The sequence below is a fragment of the Kitasatospora sp. NPDC057965 genome (assembly GCF_042887135.1).
Classification (GTDB): domain Bacteria; phylum Actinomycetota; class Actinomycetes; order Streptomycetales; family Streptomycetaceae; genus Kitasatospora.
Genome location: NZ_JBHVPZ010000023.1, coordinates 65,571 through 89,031, shown reverse-complemented (window position 1 = coordinate 89,031; position 23,461 = coordinate 65,571). Strand labels below are relative to the sequence as shown.

At 75.1% G+C, this 23,461-nt stretch carries 16 protein-coding genes; 6 read left to right on the top strand and 10 right to left on the bottom strand.

Annotated features, from left to right (window positions below; genetic code table 11):
- The 3 genes from ACFVVU_RS27375 to shc all read right to left on the bottom strand — a co-directional run bounded on the left by ACFVVU_RS27375 (position 1) and on the right by shc (position 3,667).
- On the bottom strand, positions 1-909 hold the full coding sequence (locus tag ACFVVU_RS27375; RefSeq protein WP_380679720.1) for a prenyltransferase: 909 nt from the start codon (positions 907-909) through the stop codon (positions 1-3).
- Positions 906-1,646 carry a methyltransferase domain-containing protein gene (locus ACFVVU_RS27370; RefSeq protein WP_387792856.1) on the bottom strand — a complete coding sequence of 247 codons (741 nt, stop codon included), beginning with the start codon at positions 1,644-1,646 and terminating at the stop codon, positions 906-908. Before ACFVVU_RS27370 ends, ACFVVU_RS27375 begins: the two co-directional genes overlap by 4 nt.
- A gap of 161 nt (positions 1,647-1,807) precedes the next feature.
- Positions 1,808-3,667, bottom strand: a complete 1,860-nt coding sequence (shc, locus tag ACFVVU_RS27365; protein ID WP_387792854.1) for a squalene--hopene cyclase — start codon at positions 3,665-3,667, stop codon at positions 1,808-1,810.
- Positions 3,668-3,807: 140 nt separating this feature from the next.
- Here shc and ACFVVU_RS27360 point away from each other — a divergent pair, with 140 nt between their 5' ends.
- The 6 genes from ACFVVU_RS27360 (at position 3,808) to ACFVVU_RS27335 (ending at position 11,244) form a co-directional block, all read left to right on the top strand.
- Positions 3,808-4,983 carry an FAD-dependent oxidoreductase gene (locus tag ACFVVU_RS27360; RefSeq protein WP_387792852.1) on the top strand — a complete coding sequence of 392 codons (1,176 nt, stop codon included), beginning with the start codon at positions 3,808-3,810 and terminating at the stop codon, positions 4,981-4,983.
- A gap of 95 nt (positions 4,984-5,078) precedes the next feature.
- On the top strand, positions 5,079-6,038 hold the full coding sequence (locus ACFVVU_RS27355) for a formylglycine-generating enzyme family protein (RefSeq protein WP_380679709.1): 960 nt from the start codon (positions 5,079-5,081) through the stop codon (positions 6,036-6,038).
- A gap of 83 nt (positions 6,039-6,121) precedes the next feature.
- On the top strand, positions 6,122-6,688 hold the full coding sequence (locus ACFVVU_RS27350) for a PadR family transcriptional regulator (protein WP_380679706.1): 567 nt from the start codon (positions 6,122-6,124) through the stop codon (positions 6,686-6,688).
- A 126-nt stretch (positions 6,689-6,814) separates the two neighbouring features.
- Positions 6,815-8,389: a sulfatase gene (locus ACFVVU_RS27345; protein ID WP_387792850.1), complete on the top strand. Its 1,575-nt coding sequence runs from the start codon at positions 6,815-6,817 to the stop codon at positions 8,387-8,389.
- Positions 8,390-8,415: 26 nt separating this feature from the next.
- Positions 8,416-9,786: an MFS transporter gene (locus tag ACFVVU_RS27340; RefSeq protein ID WP_387792848.1), complete on the top strand. Its 1,371-nt coding sequence runs from the start codon at positions 8,416-8,418 to the stop codon at positions 9,784-9,786.
- Positions 9,787-9,795: 9 nt separating this feature from the next.
- The gene (locus ACFVVU_RS27335; protein WP_387792847.1) at positions 9,796-11,244 is read left to right on the top strand and encodes a sulfatase-like hydrolase/transferase; all 1,449 of its coding nucleotides are present in this window, start codon (positions 9,796-9,798) and stop codon (positions 11,242-11,244) included.
- 139 nt (positions 11,245-11,383) lie between these two features.
- On the opposite strand, the gene ACFVVU_RS27330 is transcribed toward ACFVVU_RS27335, so the two are convergent.
- From ACFVVU_RS27330 to ACFVVU_RS27300, 7 genes are read right to left on the bottom strand one after another with little or no spacing between them, the layout of a single operon-like run.
- Entirely contained in the window at positions 11,384-12,787 is a 1,404-nt protein-coding gene (locus tag ACFVVU_RS27330; protein WP_387792845.1) for a DUF6519 domain-containing protein, read from the bottom strand.
- A 34-nt stretch (positions 12,788-12,821) separates the two neighbouring features.
- Positions 12,822-15,053, bottom strand: a complete 2,232-nt coding sequence (locus ACFVVU_RS27325) for a hypothetical protein (protein WP_380679691.1) — start codon at positions 15,051-15,053, stop codon at positions 12,822-12,824.
- Positions 15,050-18,862, bottom strand: coding sequence for a putative baseplate assembly protein (locus ACFVVU_RS27320; protein WP_387792843.1), 3,813 nt, complete (start codon positions 18,860-18,862; stop codon positions 15,050-15,052). Before ACFVVU_RS27320 ends, ACFVVU_RS27325 begins: the two co-directional genes overlap by 4 nt.
- Positions 18,859-22,191: a putative baseplate assembly protein gene (locus ACFVVU_RS27315; RefSeq protein ID WP_387792841.1), complete on the bottom strand. Its 3,333-nt coding sequence runs from the start codon at positions 22,189-22,191 to the stop codon at positions 18,859-18,861. The genes ACFVVU_RS27320 and ACFVVU_RS27315 overlap by 4 nt, the downstream gene beginning before the upstream one ends.
- Positions 22,188-22,595, bottom strand: coding sequence for a GPW/gp25 family protein (locus ACFVVU_RS27310; RefSeq protein WP_380679682.1), 408 nt, complete (start codon positions 22,593-22,595; stop codon positions 22,188-22,190). The genes ACFVVU_RS27315 and ACFVVU_RS27310 overlap by 4 nt, the downstream gene beginning before the upstream one ends.
- Positions 22,592-22,924, bottom strand: a complete 333-nt coding sequence (locus tag ACFVVU_RS27305; protein ID WP_387792839.1) for a hypothetical protein — start codon at positions 22,922-22,924, stop codon at positions 22,592-22,594. Before ACFVVU_RS27305 ends, ACFVVU_RS27310 begins: the two co-directional genes overlap by 4 nt.
- 12 nt (positions 22,925-22,936) lie before the next feature.
- Complete coding sequence (locus ACFVVU_RS27300) at positions 22,937-23,446, bottom strand: phage baseplate assembly protein V (RefSeq protein ID WP_380679676.1); 510 nt, start codon at positions 23,444-23,446, stop codon at positions 22,937-22,939.
- Between the last annotated feature and the right edge of the window lie 15 nt (positions 23,447-23,461).

Sequence of the window (23,461 nt, the reverse complement as noted above, 5' to 3'; positions counted from 1 at the left end):
TCAGATCCACGCTCCGATCGCGAAGAGGACGAAGTCGGCGATCATCAGGTAGTACAGCCAGGCCCAGGAGATCATCGACGGGCCGATCCGGGACCGGGCGACCGAGACGGCCAGCGCGGCGGCCCAGGGCAGGGTGAGCAGCGGCAGCAGCACGCCCGCCGCGTGCAGCCGCCCGGCCACGGCGGCGACGACCAGATAGAAGCCGGCCAGGCAGCCGCCGTACAGCAGCTTGGTCACCGCCGGGCTGACCACGTGCGGCAGGGTCGTCTTGCCGACCGCCGCGTCCTTCTCGGTGTCGCGGGCGTTGTTGTGCAGCATCAGCGCCGCGAACAGGAACCCCGGGCCCAGTGCCGCGAGCAGCAGGGTGGCGTCGACGTGGCCCGCGTTCAGCCAGGCCAGGATCAGGGTGACGCCGAAGCCGGTCACCACGAAGTCCAGCAGTTCGCCCAGCGCCCGGTGGCCCAGCGGCCGGGGGCCGCCCGCGTAGCCGAAGTAGGCGAGGTAGCAGAGCGCGATCAGGGGCGGCAGCCACCAGGAGGTGGTGGCGGCGAGCACGGCCAGGCCGATCCAGGCGACGGCGAAGCAGCCGAGCCCGGCCATCCGCAGCCGGCGCATGTCCAGGCCCTGCGCGAGGGCGCTCTCGGGGCGGACCCGGTCCGTCCTGTCGAGGCCGCGCACGTAGTCCTCGTAGTCGTTGACGTAGCGCCGGCCGACGCAGTCCGGGACCAGTACGAGCAGGGTCAGCGCCACCCGCCAGGGCTCCAGCGGATGGACCTGGCGGGCGACGGCCACCGCGTAGAGGCCCTGGAGCACGATGACCAGGACCAGCGGTGGGCCGGCGGCCACCAGCCAGGACCGCGCGCCCGGGCGGGTCCGGGCGGACGCCGCCGGCGCGGACTCCACCGTCACCGCGCGTCGCCCGAGGCCGGCAGGCGCTTGGTGCCGATCGCCTGGAACATCACGTTGGTGGAGCGGGTGGGGAACATCGGGACGGTCGACCGGAGCTTGAAGAACCAGGGGATGAGCGCCCGGGCCTGCGGCCAGAGCCCGTACAGCCGCAGTTCGACCCCGCCGAGCGCGGCGGTCTGGGCCAGGCGCAGCCGGTTGACGAAGAGCCGGTGGTCGTGGCAGCCCTTGGGGGCCATCCCGGGCAGCGGGAGGTTCTCGGTCAGCGTGACGATGAGGACCCGGGCCAGGAAGGTGTCGGCGATGGTGTCGAGCAGCAGGGTGCCGCCCGGGCGCAGGATCCGGCAGCACTCGGCGACCACGGCGTACGGGTCCGGGACGTGCTCCAGGCACTGGCCGGCGACCACCACGTCCACGCTGTCGTCCTCGAACGGCAGTTTGGCGACGTCGGCCAGGACCGTCTCGTCGACGCCGTGGGCGGCGGCCACCTCCAGCGAGCGCTCGGACTGGTCCACGCCGATGTGCCGGTAACCCTTGCCGGCCAGGTACGGGTGGAGCAGACCGCCGCCGCAGGCGACGTCGACCAGGCGGGCGCCGGGCCGGTCGGCGGGCGGGATGAGCTCGCCGCGCTTGGCCGCGATCCAGCCGAGCGCGGCGAAGGGGCCGCGCGGGTCCCACCACTGGTCGGCGAGGTCGTCGTACTGGGTGAGGTCGTTGGCCTTGACTCTGGGCTTCTTCACGGAACTCCGTTCGTGGTGGTCGCCAGTGGTCGCCGGTGGTTGCCGAGGGTTCGGGGCAGTGCCGGTCCAGGGGGGGGCTGCGCCGGTGGTCCGGGGAAGCGCAGGCCGAGGACGGCGCCGGTGGTCCGGGGGGGCGCCGGTATTCTTCGGAGTGGCGCGGGTCAGCGCTGGTAGCGCCCGAGCGCCATGACGGGGAAGAGGTGGCGGTACATCGGGTAGCTCATGTAGAACTGCCGCGGCAGGACGGTGCCGGTGAACGGCTCCTCGTCCCAGCCGCCGTTCTCCCGCTGCGCCGCGACCAGCCAGGACAGCCCCCGGTCGACCCGCTCGTCGTCGGACGGCAGACCGGCCGCGTGCAGGGCGAGCAGCGCCCAGGATGTCTGGCTGGGGGTGGAGGGGCCACGGCCGCGCCAGGCCGGGTCGTCGTACGAGCGCAGGCTCTCGCCCCAGCCGCCGTCGGTGTTCTGATGGTTCGTCAGCCAGTCGACCGCGCGCCGCACCGGTCGGCTGTGCGGCGGGACGCCGGCGCTCAGCAGCGCGGTGACCGCCGCCCCCGTGCCGTACAGGTGGTTGGCGCCCCAGCGGCCGAACCAGGAGCCGTCCGCGTCCTGGTGGCGTGCCAGCCAGTGTGCGGCGGCCCGGATCCTCGGGTCGGCCGCCAGGCCCTGGCGGGCCAGGCTCTCCAGGGCGTGCGCGGTGATGTCCGGGCAGGGCCGGTCGGTGAGTTCCGTGAAGTCGAGGGTGCTGAGGCGGGAGACGGCCCACGAGGTGTTGTCCGCGTCGTAGGCGGCCCAGCCGCCGTCGGAGGACTGCATGGCGAGCAGCCAGGAGGTTCCGCGCACGGCGGCGCCGCGCAGCCGGGCGGCCTCGGCGGGGTCGGGGGCCGTCACCCGGGAGAGCGCGTCGACGACCACCGCGGTGTCGTCGCAGTCGGGGAAGGCCTGTTCGACGAAGCCGACCGACCAGCCGCCGGCGGCCCGGCCGGGCCTGGCGACGGCCCAGTCGCCGTGCGAGGTGACCTCCTGTCCGGCGAGCCAGCGGGCGGCGCGCAGCAGGGCGGGATGGTCGGTGTCCAGGCCGGCGTCGGTGAGCGCGGTCACGCACAGGGCGGTGTCCCAGACCGGGGTGGGCATGCAGTTCATCCGGCGGACCGGGCCGTCCGGACCCTCCTCCCAGACTGCGAAGCCGTCCAGCCCGCGCAGTCCGGCGCGGATCGCGGGGTGCTCGGCGCCCAGGCCCGCGGCGTGCAGGCCGAGCAGGCAGAACACCGAGGCCACGTTGCAGGCCAGCCAGGCGCCGTCGGCCTCCTGACGGTCGGTGATCCAGCGGACGGCGCGCTCGACGGCCCGGCCGCGCGGCAGGCCGAGCGCGTGCGCGTTGTACCAGCCGACCGCGCGGTCCACGGCCCGCAGGGCCGGCGGCAGCGCGGGCGGGACGGGGTGGCCGGTGCGCAGTTCGTCGGTCCGGAAGCCGGGGTCGTGGTGGGGCCGGGAGCGGTGCACCAGGCCGAGCGGCACCATCGTCAGCCGGGCCCAGGTGGACATCCGGTAGAGCGAGAGCGGCGCGCGCGGCGGCAGCAGCACCGCCTCGGTGAGCACGGTGGGCACGGCCCGCCAGTCCTCCTGGCCGAACAGGGCCAGCCACAGGTGGGCTTCGAGGCGGCAGCGTTCGGCGCCGCCCTGGGCGCGGACGAAGCGGGCCGCGGCCGCCATGTGCGGTTCCTCGGGGGCGTCCCCGGCCAGCCGCAGCGCGAGGTAGGCCTCCACGGTGGTGGACAGGTCGCCGGGGCCTCCCGGGTACAGGCCCCAGCCGGCGTCGGGGAGTTGGCGGGAGCGGATCCAGCGGGCGGTGGCCGCGAGGACGCGCTCGTCGCGCACCCCCAGCAGTTCGCGGATGAAGAGGTCGACCGCGTCGACCATCACATTCGCGTCCGGACAGCGGGACCACCAGCCGTCCGGTTCCTGGATCGACAGCAGGTGGTCCACCCCACGGGAGACGGCCACTTTCAGATCAGTGCGCACGATAGTAACCCTCGGTATCTGGACTGGTGGCCAGTAGCGGGTGGGGCGTGACACTCGGGAGCTCTCGTTCGTACTATAAAAGCATTCGGGCCGCACTGAACCCACCCGTCGATGTATTCACAACTGGGGGATCATCTTCCATGCGGTTACTGGTAATTGGCGCAGGAATCGGTGGTCTGGCACTCGCCCGGGGATTGCTCGCGACCGGGCACCAGGTGACCGTGCTGGAGCAGGCACCGAGCCCCCGGACCACCGGCTCGGCGATCACGGTCTGGAGCGGCGGAGTCGGCGTCCTCCGTGCGCTCGGGGTCTCCACCGAGGGGCTGGGCACACGGATCGACCGGCTGGAGAACCGGACCGACGCGGGGGAGCACCTCTACTCCATCGATGTCGCGCACGCGGCCCGCCGGCTGGGCCACCCCAGCATCACCGCGCCGCGCCGCGACCTGCTCGCCCGCCTCGCCGACGGCCTGCCGGAGGGCACCGTCGAGTACGGGCGCCGGTTCGTGCGGGCCAAGGAGGGCGGCTCCGGCGTCCAGGCCGTCCTCGCGGACGGCGACACCGCCGAGGGCGATCTGCTGATCGGGGCCGACGGCCACCACTCCGCGGTGCGGCGGCACCTGTGGGGCCAGGACCCGACCGAGCCGGCCGGCTGGGCGACCTGGCAGGGCCTCATCGACCTCCGCCCCCGGATCACCGGTCCGCACCACGGGCTCATGATCAACGGCCGGGCCGGCTTCTGCGGACTGCTGCCCGCCGGGCCGGACACCCTGCAGTGGTGGTTCAGCTTCCCGTGGCGCCCCGGCGGACCCGGCGGGCCCGGCGTGTCCGGCGTGTCCGGCGCAGCCGGCGCGCCCGCCCTGCCGCTGCTGCGCGAGCGCTTCGCCCACTGGGCCGCGCCGGTGCCGGCGGTACTGGAGGGCCTCCGGGAGGCGGAGATCGAGATGTTCCCGCACCACACCCACCGGGTCCGCCGGATCTGGGGCGGCGAGCGCTCGACCCTGCTCGGCGACGCCGCCCACACGATGCCGCCCATCGTCGCCCAGGGCGCCAACCAGGCGCTGGAGGACGCCTGGGTGCTCGCCCGGCTGCTCGCCCACCGGCCGGGAAACCTCACCGCGGCGCTGCGCCGCTACGAGCACTTCCGCTCCCGGCGGGTCTCCCCGATCGCCCGGCTGGCCGCCACCGAGTACACCTACCGCTACCACCCGCCGCGCTGGGACCGCCTGGTGCCCGGCCCGCTGGTGACCCGGGCGTACGGGCGCTGGCTGTACGCCACCAGCGACTACCTGCGGGGCCGCCGACGCTGGTGGTAGGGGCGGCCGCCGCTCTTGGCCGGGGTCGAGGAGCTATGTACGTTAGAACATAGCTCCGGGCGAGAGGCCCAGTCCGATACGAAGAGGACCCGCGCATGACCGATCCCACCGCGCCCGCCCGCTGCTGCATGCCGTCCGGAGGCGGCGCGATGACGCCGGTCCCGCCGACGGCCCCGGCGCCCTCGCCGCTCCGGGTGCCCGTCACCGACGGGACGGTGCTGCTGCCCGGCGGCGAGTTCCTGATGGGCACCGAGGACGCGGAGGGCTTCCCCGCCGACGGGGAGGGCCCCGTGCGCCCGGTACGGCTGAGCCCCTTCCGGATCGACACCCACGCCGTCAGCAACGACCGCTTCGCCGCGTTCGTCGCCGACACCGGGTACCGCACCGAGGCCGAGCGCATCGGCTGGTCCTACGTCTTCGCGGCCTTCCTGCCCGCCGCGCTGCGCCGCGGCGCCCCGCGCCCCGAGCGCACCCCCTGGTGGTGCGGGGTGCCCGGTGCCGTGTGGAACCGGCCCGAGGGCCCGGGCAGCGGAGTCGAGGACCGCGGCGACCACCCGGTGGTGCACGTGTCCTGGAACGACGCGGCGGCGTACGCGGCCTGGGCGGGCAAGCGGCTGCCCACCGAGGCCGAGTGGGAGTACGCGGCGCGCGGCGGCCTGGAGCAGGCGCGCTACCCGTGGGGCGACGAGCTGGACCCGGCGGGGGAGTACCGCTGCAACATCTGGCGCGGCACCTTCCCGGTGCGCAACACCGCCGCCGACGGCTTCCGCGGCACCGCCCCCGTCGACGCCTTCGAGCCCAACGGCTTCGGCCTGTACAACGTGTCCGGCAACGTCTGGGAGTGGTGCGCCGACTGGTGGACCACCGACCACCCGGCCGACCGTCCGGCGGTCGACCCCACCGGCCCCGCCGGCGGCACCGACAAGGTCATCCGCGGCGGGTCCCACATGTGCCACCGCTCCTACTGCAACCGCTACCGGGTGGCCGCCCGCACCGCCAACAGCCCGGACAGCTCCAGCGGGCACGCGGGCTTCCGCTGCGCGGCGGACGCGTAACGGGCCGGAAGCGGAGTCTTGACATCCGCCTACCGGTGGATGAATCTGTGGGGCATAAGTTCCTTAGAACATAGGTGCCGCCCATGCAGCTCGACTATGTGATTCTTGGGGGGCTGGCGTTGCGCCGGCTGTCCGGCTACGACCTGCGTCGCTGGATGGAGGGGCCGGGCCGCTACATCGGGTACGGCGTCCAACTCCCGCACATCTACCGGCGGCTGGCCAAGCTCGTGGAGCGGGGCTGGGTGGACTTCGAGGTCGATCCGCGCGAGGGCCGGCCGGACGCCAAGGTGTACCGGCTGACGGAGGACGGGCGCACGGCGCTCCTGGAATGGGCGAAGTCCCCCTTCGTCCCCTCGTCGCGCGCCAGGGACCCCGACTTCACCCTGCGCTTCGTCTTCGCCGGACAGCTCGACCCGGCGATCGCCCTGGACATCGTCACCACCGAACTGGAGCTCCGCCTCGAACAGCACGCGGAGACGGCCTCGCTGCCGCTCAGCGGCGGGTACGACCCGGAGATCCCCGAACTCGACGCCGCCTGGGCCCGTGAGATCCACACCATGGCCCATGAGTACGGCTACGCCTACGGAGCCTCCTACATCGCCTGGCTCCAGCTCACCAAGGCCCGCCTGGAGGCGCGGCTCGGCCGCTGATCCGCGGCCCGCCGCGCCCCCACGCGGCACTTCCCCCACCCCCTGATCAACCGGTCGCCCCGCGTCCCCCGCCGCCGGGCCGCACCGGCGTGCGCTCCTGCCCCACTCCTCCCCCCGGAGACCCTCATGCGCATCATCTACGTCGACGTGGACACCCTCCGCGCCGACCACACCACCCCCTACGGCTACCACCGCCCCACCACCCCCCACCTCCAGGCCCTCGCCGAGAAATCGGTCACCTTCGAGCGCTACTACTGCTCCGACTCGCCCTGTCTGCCCTCCCGGACGGCACTGACGAGCGGTCAGTTCGGCATCACCAACGGCGTGATCGGCCACTTCGGGCCCGCCGCGCAGTTCCGGCTCGACTCCGGGCACGGCCCCGAACCCGACCGCCCCCTGCTCGGCCAGGTCCTCGGCTTCGGCGGCCACTACACCGCCGCCGTCTCGGTGTTCGCCGAACGCCACCGCGCCTACTTCTTCCACGCCAACTTCCGCGAGTCCGTCCGCGCCACCGCCCGCCTCGGCGACGAGGAGGCCCAGGACGTCAACCGCGCCGCCACCGACTGGATCCGCCGGCACGCCGCCGACGAGAACTGGTACCTGCACCTCACCTACTGGGACCCGCACACCAACTACACCCAACCCGCCGAGTGGACCGAGAAGATGGCCGCCTCCGGGCCCGTCCGGGAGTGGCCCGACGAGGAGACCATCGCCGCCCACGCCGAGGTCTACGGCCCGCGCAGCGCCCTCGACCTGCACTACTCGCTGACCGGCGACGGCACCTCCCCGGTCCCGCACAACATGCCCGACGCCGTCCGCTCCCGCGCCGACTTCGAGCACCTGATCAACGGCTACGACGGGGCGGTCCACTACTGGGACCACCACTTCGGCCAACTCATGGCGACCCTGGAGGAGTTGGGCATCGCCGAGGAGACCGCGGTGATCGTCAGCGCCGACCACGGCGAGTCCTTCGGCGAGCAGGGCTCGTACGCGGAGCACGGCCTGGCCAACGAACCGACCCACCGCCTGCCGCTGGTCGTGTACTGGCCCGGCGTCACCGACCGGCTGCCCGCCGAGGCGCGGCGCAACGACGCGCTCCTCTACAACATCGACCTCGCGCCCACCCTCTGCGACCTCCTCGGCCTGCCCACCCCGGCCGGCTGGCAGGGCACCTCCTTCGCCCCCGCGGTGCGCGGCGGCAGCATCGAGTCCCGCCCGTACCTGGTCCTCGGCCACGGCGCCCACACCTACCAGCGCGCGGTGCGCACCCGCGACCACCTCTACATCCGCACCTACCACCCAGGGGCCTTCCGGGCCGAGTGGGAACAGCTCTTCCACGTCACCGAGGACCCCCACCTCACCCGCGACCTGCTCGCCGAGGAGCCCGAACTCGCCGCCGTCATGCGCTCCCACCTCGCCGAGTGGTGGCACGAGTACGCCGGCCGCCCAGGCTGCCTGCCCGACCCGATGCAGGCGACCCTCCAGACCGGGCCCACCTACTACAACGACCCCGCGCGGTACGCCCGGCACCTGCGCGACACCGGCCGCGCGCACCTCGCCGAGGACCTCGAAGCCCGCCTCGCCTCCCTGAACGTGCCGGTCTCCTGGCACGCCCCCGACCGCCCCCGCACCGCCGAACTCGCGGCCCGCTGGGCGGCACTGCTGCAGACCCGTGACGAGCGGTCCGTCCGGCCCAACTGACGCGCGCCACGCCAAGGGAGTTCCACATGACCGCCAATTCCCCGCCGCCCGCCGCGGTGGCCTCCCCGCCCGTCGCCGCCGCCGGCCGGGCCGGAAAGGGCCGCTGGCGCCAACTGGGCCTGCTCAGCGCCGCGATGGCCACCGACAGCGGCGAACAGGGCGCCGTCTCGGTGCTGTTCCCCGCGATGCGATCCGCCCTGAACCTGCCGCTGTCGGCGCTCAGCCTGCTCGTCGCCCTCAGCAGGATCATCGGGGTGGTCTTCGGGCCGCTCTGGGTGAGCCTCGCCCAGCGCTTCCCGCGCAAGTACGTCCTCGCCGTCAGCTCCGGCCTCTGGGGCGTGTGGACGATAGCCACCGGATTCGCCCAGAACTACCTTCAGCTCGTGGTGCTCTTCGGGATCGCCGCCGCCGGCGTCGTCGGCAGCGCCCCCCTGGTCAACGGCATCCTCGCCGACCTCTTCGACGACCGGACCCGCGGCCGGGCGGCCGGTGTCCTCTTCGGCACCGTCGCCCTGGTCACCGGGATCCTCGGCCCGCTGCTCGGGCAGCTGTCCCGGGTCGACGGCGGATGGCGGTACGGATTCTTCGCCGTCGGCGCCCTGCAACTGCTCGCGGGGCTCGCCATCCTGTTGTTCTTCCAGGACCCGGGCGTCGGCGGCTCCGAGCGCCAGCTCGCCGCGCTGAAGGCCGGATCCGCCGCGCCGCGCGGCCGGGCCTTCGACCGGGCGAGCCTGCGCCGGCTGGCCGGCATCCGCAGCTTCCCGCTGATGTGCCTGCAACGCCTGCTCAGCGCCCAGTTCGTGATGATCGCCTTCGGCGTGGTGTTCCTGGTCGACGACCGCGGGTTCAGCAACGCGGAGGCGTCGCTGGTGGTCCTCCCCACCTCGCTGTCGTACCTGGCCGGCAACCTCGTCGGCGGGCTGGCCGCGGACCGCGTGCAGCTCCGCTTCCCCGGCTCGGGCCGCATCGCCGTCCTGCAGACCGCACTGCTCGGATACGGCGCCGTCGCCTACGTCGCCACCCAGATCGACTGGACCCACCTCGGGATCTACGCCGTCCTCTTCTCGCTGCTGGGCCTGCTGCAGGGCCTCCAGCCGTCGGTCAACCGGCCGGTCGTCATGGCCATCACGCCGCCGGAACTGCGCGGCGCGGCCTTCGCGGTCTTCCTCGGCCTGGAGGGGATCGGCTGGGCCGTGATCACCGTCGTGGTCGGCTTCCTGGGGGACGCCATCGGGCTGCAGGGCACCTTCCTGTGGACGGTCGTGGTCGTCGTCCTCGCGAACGGGCTCCTCGCCACGCCGCTGTACCGCACCTACGGCCGCGACGTCGCCGCCGTCCAGGCCGAGCTGGACCGCCGTGCCGACAGCCGGCCGCTTCCGAACGAAACGCAGAACTAGGAAACGCACATGACCCGCCGCCCCAACTTCGTGATCCTCATGCCCGACCAACTGCGGGCCGACGCGATCGGCGCGTTCGGCAACCCGTACGTCAGCACCCCGCACCTGGACGCCCTCGCCGCCCGGGGCACCACCTTCCACCAGGCGTACGTCCAGCACCCGGTCTGCTCGCCCAGCCGGGCCTCCGTGCTCACCGGCTGGTACCCGCACACGGCCGGCCACCGGACCCTCACCCACCTGCTCAAGGAACACGAGCCGAACCTGCTGCGCATCCTCAAGGACGCCGGCTACCACGTCACCTGGGCGGGCGCCCGCGGCGACACCTTCGCCCCGGGCGTCACCGAGGCGAGCGTCCACGAGTACGGCTTCTCGGTCATGCCCACCGTCGGCTACGGAGGGGAGTACCCCGACGGCGTCTGGTCCCGCCTGTTCTACCGGGGCGTGGTCCCGGACGACGGGCGGATCGACCCCGACGAGGCCGCGATCCGCTCCGCCGAACGGTGGCTGGCGGACCCGCCCGAGCAGCCCTGGGTGCTGTTCGTCCCGCTGGTGGCGCCGCACTGCCCGTTCCAGGTCGAGGAGCCCTGGTTCTCCCGGGTCGACCGCGACGCCCTCCCCGACCCCGTCGCGCCCGGCGACCCGTCCGGCGAACCGCGGTACATGGCGGCCGTCCGCGAACGCTACGGCACCGGCGAGGTCACCCCGGGGCAGTGGCGCGAGGTGGTGGCCACCTACTACGGGATGATCGCCCGTCTGGACGACCAGCTCGGGCGGGTGATGGGCGCGGTCGCGGACGCCGGTGCCGCGGACGACACCGTGACCCTGTTCTTCGCCGACCACGGCGAGTACCTCGGCGACTTCGGGCTGATCGAGAAGTGGCCGTCGGCGATGCACGACTGCATCACGCGCGACCCGCTGATCATCAGCGGCGGAGGCTTCGCCGGGGGGCAGGTCAGCGAGGCCATGGTGGAGCTGGTCGACGTCCTGCCCACCGTGCTGGAGCTGGCCGGCGTCGAGGCACCGCACCGCCACTTCGGACGCAGCCTGGTGCCGCTGCTGCGCGACCCGGCCGCCCCGCACCGCGAGTACGCCTTCACCGAGGGCGGCTTCACCGTCGAGGAGGAGCCCCAGATGGAGCGCCCGGGCTTCCCGTACGACCTCAAGGGCGCCCTCCAGCACGAGGACCCCGCGCTGGTGGGCAAGGCGGTCGCCGTCCGGGACCGCGAGTGGACGTACGTCTGGCGGCTCTACGAGCCGGCGGAGCTGTACCACCGCGCGAGCGACCCGCAGGAGCGCGCCAACCTGGCGGGCCTCGCCGAGCACGCCGCGGTCGAGCAGCGCCTGCGCGACGCCGTGCTGCGGTGGATGGTCGAGACCGCCGACGTCATCCCGCCCACGCCGGACCCCCGCCTTCCGCAGGTGGCCCTGCCCGCCCCCGGCAGCCCGGTCGCCGGGTAGCCCGGTCCGCCCCGCAGGGAGCCCACCGCGCCCCGCGACGGTGCGGAGCGCAGCGCGGGCCCGACGACGCCCTCACCCGCCGGTGAGGGCGTCGGAGTGGGCGGCGGGGCGAGGTGGCGGAGAAGGCACGGGCGCGGGCTCAGGCGAGCGGCGCGAAGGTCTGCCGGAGGTCGACGACCGTGGCCGGGCCGGTCACCCAGGCGAGCGGGGCGTGGTGGACCCGCACGCCGGCCGGGGGCCGGAGCAGTGCCTCGCCGGCCGCGTTCTGCGGCCACTCCACCGAACCGGTGGCGGTCCGGGCCGGGACCAGCCAGTAGTCGCCCCGGGTGTACTCGCCGCACGGCCGGAAGTACACCTGGACGCCGTCCTCCAGGTCGAGCCAGGTCCCCTCCTGGATCCGCAGCGCACCGCCGACCGGCGGCAGGGCGTCCCGGCCGCGCGGCGCCCGGTGGTCCCAGCGGCGCAGGAATGGGTGACGCCCGGCCAGCCGCCCGACCTCCGGCACCGGTTCGGCGGACAGCCGCACCCGGCGCCCCGGCAGGTCGGTCTCCTCCACCTGCAGCAGGTCCGCCGGCTCCTCCCGGCTGGCGTACGCGCTGTCCGTGACCTCGACCAGGTCGCCGACCGAAAGGCCGAGCCGGTCGTCGTCGCCCAGCGTGGTGAGATCGACCCAGACGCCCTCGATCGAGACGATCGGCAGGACGACCGAGCCGTTCTCCCGGGACCACTTGAACGTGGCCCCGCCCCCGGCCGAGCCGCCGCGGTGGACCTCCACCCGGTACAGCTGGTTCTCCGGGCCCCGGTAGCCCGCTTCGGGGTGGGCCAGGCACGGGTCCTCGCTCGCCCGCTCCGGCCGCCGGGCGCGCGCGGCCAGCCGGGCGGCGGGCCGCTCCCGTGCCTCGGCCCACGTGTCGAAGGCCTCCCGCACCCGGGACTCCCCGTCGTCCGTTGCTCCCAACTCCGAGGCCGGCAGGGCGAGTACCTGCCAGACGACCTTGGCCCGGGCCGCCGTGTCGGGCATCGCCGCACCGAGCGCGACCTCGCGGATCTCCGGGTCCTCGACGGCCGTGACGCTGCGCTCCCAGACCTTCAGGTAGACCAGGAACGGGAATGCGCCGGGCAGCCGGTCGCCGGGCCGCTCCTGGTCCCGGTAGGCGTCCGGCTGGTCCCAGTACGTCCAGCCGGCGGGCGCCTGCCGGACATCCGCCTCACCGCCGCCCGGGTCACCCTCGTCGGGCACCGCGGGGTCGGGCTCGGGCCGGTCGGCCTCGCACAGGACGCCGTCCACGTAGTAGCGGCCGCCGCCGATGGCGAGGTCGTCCAGGTCGTGGCTGCCCGGCAGATGGACGATCGCGAACCCGGCCGCCGCGGCCGGTCCGCCGTGGCGGCCGATCAGGTCGGCGGCGAGCGTGCGCAGCTGGTACCGCTCGATCGCGGCCTGCTCGTTGGCATCGGCGTCCAGCTGGACCCGGCCCTGCTGGGTCAGCACTGCGGAGTAGTGCCTGCCGGGCCGGAAGGTCAGGCGCGAGAAGTCTGCGTGCACGGTTTCCCTCTCACAGTCGGGGGTCGGGAACGGGTCAGGAGGCGAAGAAGATCCCGGCGTCGGTGCCGGCCGGCGTGTACTCGGCCAGCCGGGCCCGCAGGTTGTCCTCGCGCTGGGGCTGGAACAGGTCGTGGAAGGCACCCAGTTCGGCGCGGTCCTCGGCGCCCCGGGTGATCTCCGGCGCGCACCCGGCGGCCGGCCGCCCGTAGTCGGGCGTGCCGTAGCGCAGGGAGGCGAACAGCGGGCGGACCCGCTCGGCCTCCACCTCGCGCAGCCGGGCGCCCTGCGCCGGGGACAGCTCGCCGCGCTCGACAAGTTCGGTCACCGCCGCGCGCACCAGGTCCGGCTGGCACGCGTACCGGCGCGGGGACCGCGAGCCCGGGGGGACGTAGCAGAACCGCAGGCAGCCGGGCGAGCGGCGGGCCACCCGCAGCCGACCGGTGAAGACGCAGTCCTCGGCGATCGGCACCGCGTGGGTGTGCACCTCGCCGAGCACGGTGGAGCGGTGCGCGTGCAGCAGCGCGTGGGCGTGCTCGCAGTCGGGTCCGGAGAGCGCCGGCCGGTCGGGCCCGGTGGCGTCCAGGATGCTGTCCGCCAGGTGGATCTCCAGCGGCTCGGCGTCCACCTCGTCGCCGACGACCTGGATCGCGCCCAGGACGCAACGCTCGATCCGGACGCAGGCCGTCGTGTGGTCCAGCACCAGGCTGGGCTCGTGCGGCGCGTGCGGCGCGCAGTGCGGCTCCAGCGACCAGCCCGGCACCAGGGTGCAGTGCCGCAGGGTGACGGAGGCCAGTGGTCCGGTGACGTTGACGCCGCGACCGGTGATCAGCAGGCCGTCCAGGACCAGCCGCCCGCCCGGGCACGTACCGCGGACGTTCAGCGCGTCCGGCCGGTTGCTGTACCAGTCGAGCAGCCGGATCACCGGGCGGGTGCCCTCGGCGGCGCGCAGTTCGAGGCGGTCGTCGGCCGCCAGGTCGAAGTCCAGCTGCTCCTGGTAGGCGCCGCTGTGGGTGATCTCGATGACGGCGGCGCCGCCCGCGGTACCGGCCTGCTGATCGGCCCGCCACCGCTCGTACGCCTCGTTGATCCGCTGGTACGACTGGCCGGGGCCGACCCGGTAGACCGGCCGGTGCCGGGTCTCCGGGCGGTCGCGCGGGTACTCGCCGCCGCCGGTGTCGTCGGCGAACGCGTAGTGGTGGTCGACCAGGACGCCGCGGCGCGGGGCGGAGCGGGCGCCGAAGGCGATCCGGCCGAGCACCGGGTCGACGGCGACCTGGCCGCGGGCGGGCCGGTAGGTCCAGTCGGTCAGGTCGGCCACCGTGATCTCGGCGGGCGGGATCGGTTCCTGGGCGCCGTCGCGCCGGATCGCGAAGCTCTTGCCGGGCCCGTAGTAGTCGGCCAGGCGCTCGGCCAGCTGCCGGCGCCGGATCGGCGCCGGCACGTTGTCGATCGCCGCGAGGTGGGAGGCCGACGGCTCCGGCTCGGGCCGGGTGAACAGCGGGGCGTCGTTGCCGAGGACCGAGAAGGTGAAGAGGTTCCTGGCCCGGTCGATGCAGTAGGCGGGCGCCCGGGTGACGGAGTACGGCTTCAACCGCCAGACATACAGGGCGACCCCGGCCGGCGTGCGGCCGCCCCGGCGGCGGGCGGAGGCGGCCCGGCGGACGTCGGCGGTGTGCGCCTGCCCGTCGAACGGCCCGTCGAGCAGGTCCAGCGCCGCGCCGTCCCGGACGTCGACCAGCCGGCCCCGGCTCAGCCGCAGCCGGTCGGCGCTCTCCTCGTCGGGGCGCAGCAGCCGCACCGGCTGGGTGGCGCCGAGCAGCCGGGAGAGCTCCACGGCCCGGGCCGGCCAGTCGGCGACCGAGGCGGAGAGCTCCTCCAGCAGGGCGAGCGTGCCCTTGCGCCGGCGGTTGGCGACGGTGTTCGCGACGTCCTGGCGCGGCGCCAGCCGGGCGGCGAGCCGGTCGCGGGCCGCCGCCCGCTCGGGGGAGGCCTCGCCGTGCAAGCCGGTGGCGAGCACCTCCTCGTAGCCGGGCAGGATCCGGTAGCCGACCAGGTCGCCGAGGTAGGCGACGGCCCAGTCGGCGGCGGTTTCCACGAACCAGTCCCGGTAGCCCTGGTCGATGCCCTCGCGCACGAGGTCCACCTGCTCGGCGACGACGGCCAGCAGGGCGCGCAGCGGCTCACCCGCCTCGGCGTCCCGCAGCCGGTGCCACCGCGGCAGCAGCTCCAGCAGCTCGTCCGGGTCCCGCTCGCTCGGGGCGGTCATGTGCGGACCTCCTTGAGGATCAACGTGTCGGGCAGATCCGCCGACAGCAGGGCGAGTTGGGCCGGGCGGATGCCGCGGAAGACCGTCAGCACCCGGCCGGCCGGCAGCGGCCGGGTGTCGGTGATGCCGGGGTTGAGCCGCAGCAGCTCCGCGAGCGGGATGCCGTGGCGGGCGGCGACGTCGGTGAGGCTCTCCCCGGCGGGGTCGCGCACCCGGTAGCGCCGCTCCTCGAAGCGGGCGAGCCGGGCGGGGACGGTCGGCCACGGTCGGGCGAGTTGCTCGGGCAGCTGCTCCAGGCCCTCCGGGGTGAGGCTGCCGGGGACGCCGGTGAAGGCGTCGACGTCCGCCCGGTCCACGCCGGGGACGGCCTGGGCGGTGGCGAGCACCTCGGACAGGTGGGCGCTCTGGCCGAGTTGGCGGCCGGCGTAGCCGAGGCGGTCGAGCAGGGCGCGGCGCAGCGCCGGTTCGACCACGTCCCAGGAGTGGTCCGGGTCGAGCCCGACGCTCAGGGCGACGACCAGCAGGACGAGTTCGCGTGGCGCGACCTCGACCGGCAGCCTCGGGTCGCCGTAGGCGGTGAGCGCGGAGCGCAGGGTGCGGACCGGGTCGGAGCCGTCGGTGAGCGGGATGTCGTCCACTCCGGCCACCGTGACGTGCACGAGTTCGCGCCGGCCGTCCGAGAGCCGGGTGGCGGCGGCGCGCCCGATGCCGGCCCGGGAGCGGGTGAAGTCCTCGTAGTCGGGGACCGAGACCAGCCGGTCCAGGGAGGTGACGGCGAGCGGGACGGTGCGCCGGGCGAGGCCCGGGCCGTCGGGGTCGGCGCCACCGGTGGCGGGCAGCGGGTTGACGACGGCGGAGACGCCGAGCGGACGGGTGGTGAGCTGGGTGATCCGGCCGGCGCCGACGTTGCCCGGCGCGCCGATGCCGATCCGGTAGCGGGCGCGGACGTTCTCCCGGCCGGTGGGCAGGCGCGAACCGTGCACGCCGTCGCCGAAGGTGACGGTGGTGCGGCCGTCGGTGGCGGTGGCGGTGACGTAGACCCGTTCGTCCGGGCCGCGCCCGGCGAGGCTGTCGACCTCGTGCCAGCGCACCCCGTCGACCCGGACCTCCAGGGTGCTGCGGGCGCCGCCGGGGGTGTCGGCGGCCAGCCAGGTGAGCGGGGACTGCCAGAGCGCGAAGCGCTGGCCGGGGACGCCGGCGTCGCCGCTTCCGACGGCCTCGTCGCGGGTGGCGCCCTGGGTGGCGCGGACCACGTTGCCGAGGATCCGGACGGTGTCGCGCCGGTAGCGGTGGGCGAGGTCGGCGCTGAGCGTGATCGTGGTGCGGACGGTGTCCCCGGGCAGTCGCGGGTCGACGCCCTGCTCGACGCCGGCGATCATGGCCAGCTCGCTCGCCCGGACCCCGGTGGTGTGCGGGATGTCGGTCCGCTCGCCCTCGACCACGATCCACCGGCCGGGTGTCAGCCCGTCGTGGAGCCGGGCGAGTTCGATCCGGTCGCCGTGCACGTCCTCGGTGACGGGCTCGTCGGCGAGCCGCAGGGACTCGCCGCGGGCGTAGACGGTGGCGTCGCGGATGTGCGAGAGCTGGGTGTCCTGGTCGTCCAGCCACTGCTGCTGGAGCGACAGTTCGGTCACCTTGCCGGTGATGCCGAAGTCGGCGCGGGAGATCACCCGCACGTCGGTCACCCGGGTGATGACCTCGGCGAGGTCGCGGCTGCCCGGGATGCCGCCGTCGAGTCCCTTGCGCGGGCGCTGGATGACCACCCAGCTGCCGGGCGCGATCTGGTCGTACACGGCGTCGAGGGTGAGGACCGTGCCGGAGACCGGTTGCAGCTTGGTGGTGAACACCACCTCGACGGCGGGCGGCGACTGCTCGGTGGCGGGGTAGCGGTGCACCCGGACGTTCAGCTCGCCGGACTCGCCGGTCTTCTCCTGGCCCGGGTCGAGCCGGTAGTCGAGCGCGGGGCCGGGCCCGCCGTCGATCGTCACATGGACGCGGTCGTCGGCCTGCGGGCGGGAGACCGAGACCCTGCGTTCGGGCAGCCCGGGCAGGAACCGGGCGCTGACGCCGGGTTCCGGGTCGGAGGAGGGCACGGCGGAGGCGTGCGGGTTCGTAGGGCTGGGCGGATTGGGCGGATTGGGCGGGCTGGGCGGGTTGGGCGGGGGCGTCGGCGGTTCGGTGGTGACCACCTCGACCTGGCCGGGGCCGAACGGGAAGGTGTGGTCCCACGGCAGCGAGAAGCCGCTGTGCAGCAGGCTGCCGGCCTCGACGTAGGTGAAGTCGGCGGTCCTGGGGACGGCGCCGGCGGCGTCGAAGGTGACCCGGACGCCGATCAGCGTGCTGCCGGAGAGCGGCCAGTCCACGTAGCGGTCGATCCGGCCGTCGGCGCCGTAGACCGGCTTGAGCGGCGCGGTGGCGCCGAACGGGGTGGCCACCACCCGCATCGCCTGGATCTCGTGCACGGCGGGCGGCACCGTCAGGTCGACCCGGCGCCAGGCGGGGTAGAGGCCGTCGCGCAGCCGGGGGTCGAGGGCGGCGAGCAGCTGCGCGCCGAGGTCCGAGCCCGGGGCGAACAGCCGCCGCGGGTCGCGGGCGAGGTCCCGGGCGCTGAGCGGGGGCCGGGTCGGGGCGGTGCGCAGCGCGGCCAGCAGCGGGCCGAGTCCGCGGACGGCCGGGTCGCCGGCCGCCGGGCCGCCCGGGTGGGGTCCGGTCCCCTCGGGGACCTGCGGCGGCTCCAGCTGGTGGGCGCGGTCGCACAGGGCGGACAGTTCGTCACCGAGGCGGCCGAACCAGTCGGCCACCGGCTTGCGGGGACGGGCCAGTTCGGCGGCCTCGGCGGTCCGGACGAGCACCGGGGCGAGCCGGTCGGCGTAGCCGGCCGGGGTGCTCAGCGGGCCGGCGGGCCGGTCGAGGTCGGCGCGCAGCGGGGCCAGCACCTGCGCGTCGAAGTCCCGGAGGATCCGGCTCGGGCCGGGCCGGGGGTTCGGGGCGGTCTCGGACTCGGTGATCCAGTCCGCCAGCTCGGCGCGCAGGTCCTTGAGGGTGCGCAGGTCCCGGGGGAGCCCGATCACCGTGACGTCGTTCTCGCGGTCGAGCCGCACCTCGGGCACCAGCCGCAGCACCCGGTGGACCGGGTCGGCGGCCTTGTCGGCGCTGAAGACGAACAGCAGCCGGTCGCCGGGCCTGATGTTGTTGGCGGTGCCGGCGGCGAACAGCTCGGCCCGGCCGCCGGGGTTCAGCTGCCCGGGCGTCAGCTGGTAGGGGCGGCGGCGCAGGACGGCCAGCTCGTTCCAGGCCGCGCGAGCGGGGAGGTCCTCGGCGGTCTCGAAGGACTGCGGGTCCTCGCCGGGGCCGGGGACGCTCTGGCTGCGGGCGCCGCGCGGGACGATCACGACCGGGTCCTCGGCGGCCCGCGGGTCCTGGTCGAGCGTGTAGGCGAGGTGGGTGGCGGCGGCCACGCCGGGCCGGGGCCGGTGCCCGACCAGCCGGCCGAGCAGGGTGAGCGAGCCCTCGTCGGTGGCGGTGCGCAGATAGCCCTCGTCGGCGATCCGCTCCGAGTGGAAGGTGAGCAGGTCGGCGAGCACGGCCCAGGCGTCCAGCAGCGCGATCGCCGGGTCGTCCGGGGTGCGGACCGTCAGGTCGCGCAGCGCGGGGTAGGCGGGGCCGGACAGCCGGGCGAGCAGGCTGTCGAGGAACTGCCCGTAGCGGCCGACCCGGTAGCCGATGGCGTCCAGCCCGGGCGGGTTGAACAGCGGGGCCGGGGTCGCGGTCGCGGTGCCCGCGCAGCCGCAGGTGCACTGGCCGTTCACCGGCCACCTCCGATCACGAGCGAGAGCCGGCCGTTCTCCGGCCGGTCGGGGTCGTTGTCGCAGCAGGCGATCTCCAGGGCGCCGATCCGCAGCAGCCCGTCGGCCGGCTCGCCGTCGTCCCGCCCGAACTGCCGCCGCAGCCGGGTGACCTGGGCGCTGACCACGCCCGGCACGGCGGCCGCCACGGCCACCAGCCGGGAGACCCGCACCGGCTCGCCGAAGTCCAGCGCGTCGGGGTGGAAGAAGCCGAGTCGGCCGTCCGGCAGGGCGCGGCTGCCCAGCACCCGTCGCAACTCGGCCAGCACATGGCCGCGTTGGTGGCCGGGGGCGGCGCAGATCCGCAGTTCGAGGTCGAGCGGCACCAGCAGGGCGGGACGGACGACCAGGTCGTGGCCGATCCGGCGGTACACCTCCAGACCCTGTCCGACCGCCGCCAGCAGGGCGGGGTCCGCCGTCGCCTGCCCGTACGGCTCCACGGCGACGTGGACCTCCTGGACGCTGCCGGTCCAGCGGAGTTCGGCGGCGGCCCGCCGCACCCCCGGCCGGGCGGCGGCCAGCTCCGCGTAGTCGGCGGCCGTGACGGCCCGCAGCCGGGTGCGGCTCAGCGCGAGCGGGGCCGACTGGCGCACCTGGTCGAGCGGTTCGGGGTCGGTGCCGCCGGTCGCGGGCAGCGGGTTGCGGACCAGGCGTACCGCGTCCTGCGGCCGGGTGGCGGGGCCGCCGTCCCGCGGTCGGTGGCAGACCACCAGATGGTTGACGGCCTCAGCGCCCACGTTCCCGGCCGTGCCGTTGCCGATCCGGTAGCCGACCCGCAGCTGCGCGCCGGGCCGGGGCGGCAGGCCGTGCCGGCCGTCGCCGAAGCGCAGCGCGAGGCGGCCGTCGTCCTCCGGCTCGCCCACGAAGTGCCGGTCGCGCCGGCCGTCGGCGAGCAGGTCCCGGCGGGGCGTCCACTCCTGGCCGTCGGCGGTCGCCCGGACCGCGGGCAGGGCGGAACGCGGGTCCTGGACGGCGAGCCCGCTCGCCGGCCCGGCCAGCGCGGGGGAGTCGGGGTCGAGCCCGGCGGCGTACCGGGCTCCCCAGCTCTGGGTCACCTCCCAGACGCCGGAGCGCCGCAGCACCGCGCCGGCGCGGGCCCGCGCGGTGAGCAGGTCGAGACGGCGCTGCTTGGCCGCGAGCAGGCGGGTGCGGCGGGCCAGCAGCTCGCGCAGTGCGGCGGCGGGCCGGTCGGCGAGGCGCAGCTCGGCGACCACCCGGGCGCCGAACAGCACGGTCAGTTCGGCGAGTTCGGCGCGGGACGGGGCATGGCCGCGGTGCGCCCGGTGCCACAGCTCCTCCAGCCATTGGCGGACCCGTTCGGGAATGCCGGCGAGCAGCGCGGCCTGCCCGGCGCAGACGTGCGCCCGGTCAGGGTGGTCGGCCGCCCGGGTGACCGGTGCGTAGCGCAGCACCGGACGGAAGGGCGGCGGAAGGACGGGGTAGCGGGTCTGGTCGAGCAGCGTCTCCAGCGCCGCCGCCTGGGCGTCGGCGGTGGGCGGCTCGACCACGGCGCCGCCGCCGTCCTCGCCCTCCGCGTCCGCGCCGGGTGCGAGGCGCACGCTCAGCCCGGCCCGCCGCACCGCGGCCTCGCCGACCAGCGCGGACAGCTCGTGGACCTGCTCCGGGTCGAGCCGGCGGCCGCTCCGGGTCCGCGCGAGCAATTCGTGGAGGGCCTCCGCCGCGGGGCTGCCGCCGGTGCGGTCCGCGCAGCCGGACCCGCCCGGTCCGCAGGGCGCCACCCGGACCGGCTCCGGCGGTACCGCGAAGGTCTCCGGGGCTCCGTCGCAGAAGGTGAGGGAGCGGCCGTGGTCGACCGGGACGACGTTGCCGCGGGCGACGCTCACGTCGGCGATCGGGGCGCAGTCGCTCCCGCCGTGCGCCGACAGGCAGACCGGGAAGGCGAGCGCGTCCTCGGGCGCCCAGGTGACCTCGACCACGGGCTGCCCGTACAGCTCGTCGACCAGCGGGGTGACGGAGGTGAGCCGCACGGCCTGGCGGTGCGCGGGGTCGGCGTCGGCGGCGGCGCCGGTGCGCGGGCCGAGCACCTCCTCGATGATCAGCAGGTCGCCTGGGCGCAGCGCCAGCTGCCGGGCGTGGCCCTGCGGCCGGCCGGTTTCGTGCGGGCCGGTTTCGTGCGGGTCGGCTCCGTGCGGGTCGGTCGGGGGCGGGTCGGTTCGGGGCGGCTCGGTTTCCCGCACGCCGGCCTCCTGCCGATCGCTGCCGGGCCGGTCGATCCGGTGCGGGCCGGTCGCGGGCCGGCCGTCGCGCAGGGTCGCGGAGGTCGCGCCCCGGGGCAGCACGCAGTCCTGGTCGCCCCAGGTCCAGAACCGGATGGTGTTGTGCGCCGGGTGCAGCACCACGTCCGCCCCGTCGAGCGGCTCGAACACCTCGACGGTGGCGGACCCGGCGAGCGCGTCCAGTTGCTCGTCCGGGATCACCGTGGACAGCTCGGGGCGGTCCTGCGGGCCGAGCCGGCCGGCGTCGACGGCGGCGAAGCGGAAGGTGCCGTGCCGCAGGGTGAGCGGGCGGTCCGCCGTCAGCGCGACCAAGGCCCGGGCGTTGCAGCCCTCGTGCACGGCGTAGTCGACCAGCCGGGCGTGCCGGCGCACCGACACCCGGCGGCGGGCGGTGTCGAGGTACGCCTCGGTGGCCACCGCGTCCTGCTGGTAGGAGAGCTGGTCGGCGGTGTGGGCGAGCAGCTCGACCAGGGTGACGCCGAGGTCGGGCAGGTGCCGCTCGGACCAGCCGGGCACGGTGAGGCTCATCCGGTCCAGCACCAGCCGCCGCAGGCTCTCGTAGTCGCGGGCGGTGTAGTCGATGACCGGGGCCGGCCGGACGGCGGGCGGACAGCCCTCCTCGGTGCGGCAGTCGAAGGGGGAGGGGCAGTCGGCGCCGAAGGAGAACCCGGCGCTCGCGTAGCGCGGATCGAAGCCCGGGTACGGGCGGGTGCCCGGCCGGCCGTAGGCGTCCGGTTCCACCACGGTCAACCGGTAGCGGGAGGTGTCGCCACGGCGGTCGAGGGTGACGTGCATCCGGTCGTCGAGCTCCGGGTCGTCCGCGCGCTCGATGTCGACCGCGAGGGCGCGCAGGCCGGTGATCCGCCGGCCGCCGTCGACGCGGATGTTCTGCGGGCCCAGTTCGTCCGGCGCCCGGCCGAGGAAGGTCACGCTCAGCGTGCGCCCGTCGTCGCCGGGCTCGGCGCCGTCCAGGCCCAGCAGCCGCGCCGCCCGCACATCGGCGCGCCGTGGTTCCGTCCCGCACCGGACCGTCGGGTCCCCGGATCGCCCGGTCATGCCGCCACCCCGCCCTCGAACACGTCCTGCCGCTGCGAGCCGGTCCGGCTGACGACGTACGCCAGCTCGACCCGCACCACGTTGTCCTCGCTCGTCACGTCGAGCGAGGCCACCTCGATCACATCGCCGAGCCAGCGCTGCAGCGCCGCCTGCACGGACAGCCGCAGGGTGGCCGCCAGCTCCGGGCTGTTCGGCGCGAACACCAGGTCGAGCAGCCCGCAGCCGAGGTCCGGGTGCATCACCCGCTCGCCCGGGCTGGTGAACAGCAACTGCTCGATCAGGTCGCGCACGTGGTCGTCGTACGCCGCGTCGGCGGTACGTCCTCGACGGTCGATCCGGAACGGGAACGCGAGGTCCGTCCGGGCCGGACCGGCGCCGCTCCCCGGGTACCCCGTGCCGCTCATGTGCCCACCGCCCGCTGCTGGACGACGGTCACGACCGGCGGCCCCTGCGGGATCTGCTCGGCGCTCCGGCACAGCCCGACGGCGGACCGCGGCAGCGCGGGGTAGCCGCTCACCCGGATCCGGGCGGAGGGCACCACCCAGTGCACCGTGACGCAGGGCTGCGGCTTGCCGGCCACGGTGAACGGGCAGCCGGTCACGGTGTACGGGTCGGCGGTGGCGGTGGCGGCCTGCCCGGCGACCAGCACCCGGGCCTGGACGGGGCGGGCGGTCGCCTGGGCGCCGTGCGGGCAGGTGACCGTCGCATTGACGTGCAGCAGGTGTCCGGACACGAGACTCTCCCGTCAGGTCACGCTCAGGGCGTCCTGGTTGATGGATACGGTGGCGCCGACGAGCGAGATCGAGGCGCCCTGGCCGTTGCTGATCCGGATGCCCGAGTCGTCGAGCACGATCGAGGCCCCGCTCGGCGTGCGCAGGGTGATCCCGGTGGTCGGATCGTCGGACAGCACGATCACCCGGTGGCCGGAGGTCTCCAGCACCGTGTTCGGCGCGCCCGGCGGTCCGGTCAGCGCCTCCACCGGGACCTCCGAGGCGGAGCCGTACCAGCAGCCCGTCCAGACCGGATAGCTCTGGTCGCCCTGCTCGAACTCCAGCCACACGCCCGCCCCGACCGGCGGGACGGCGTAGTGGCCCATGCCGGGACCGGCCACCGGGAAGCACGGCATCGCCCAGCCCGAGGTGACCTCGCCCAGGACGTCGGGCACCTGGGCCTGGATGCGGCCGATCCCCAGCGGGTCGGCGTTGTTCACCACCGTCCCCCGGAACTTGCCGAGGTAGCGGGTCGGTTCGGCCATGCCGGCACCTCCTGG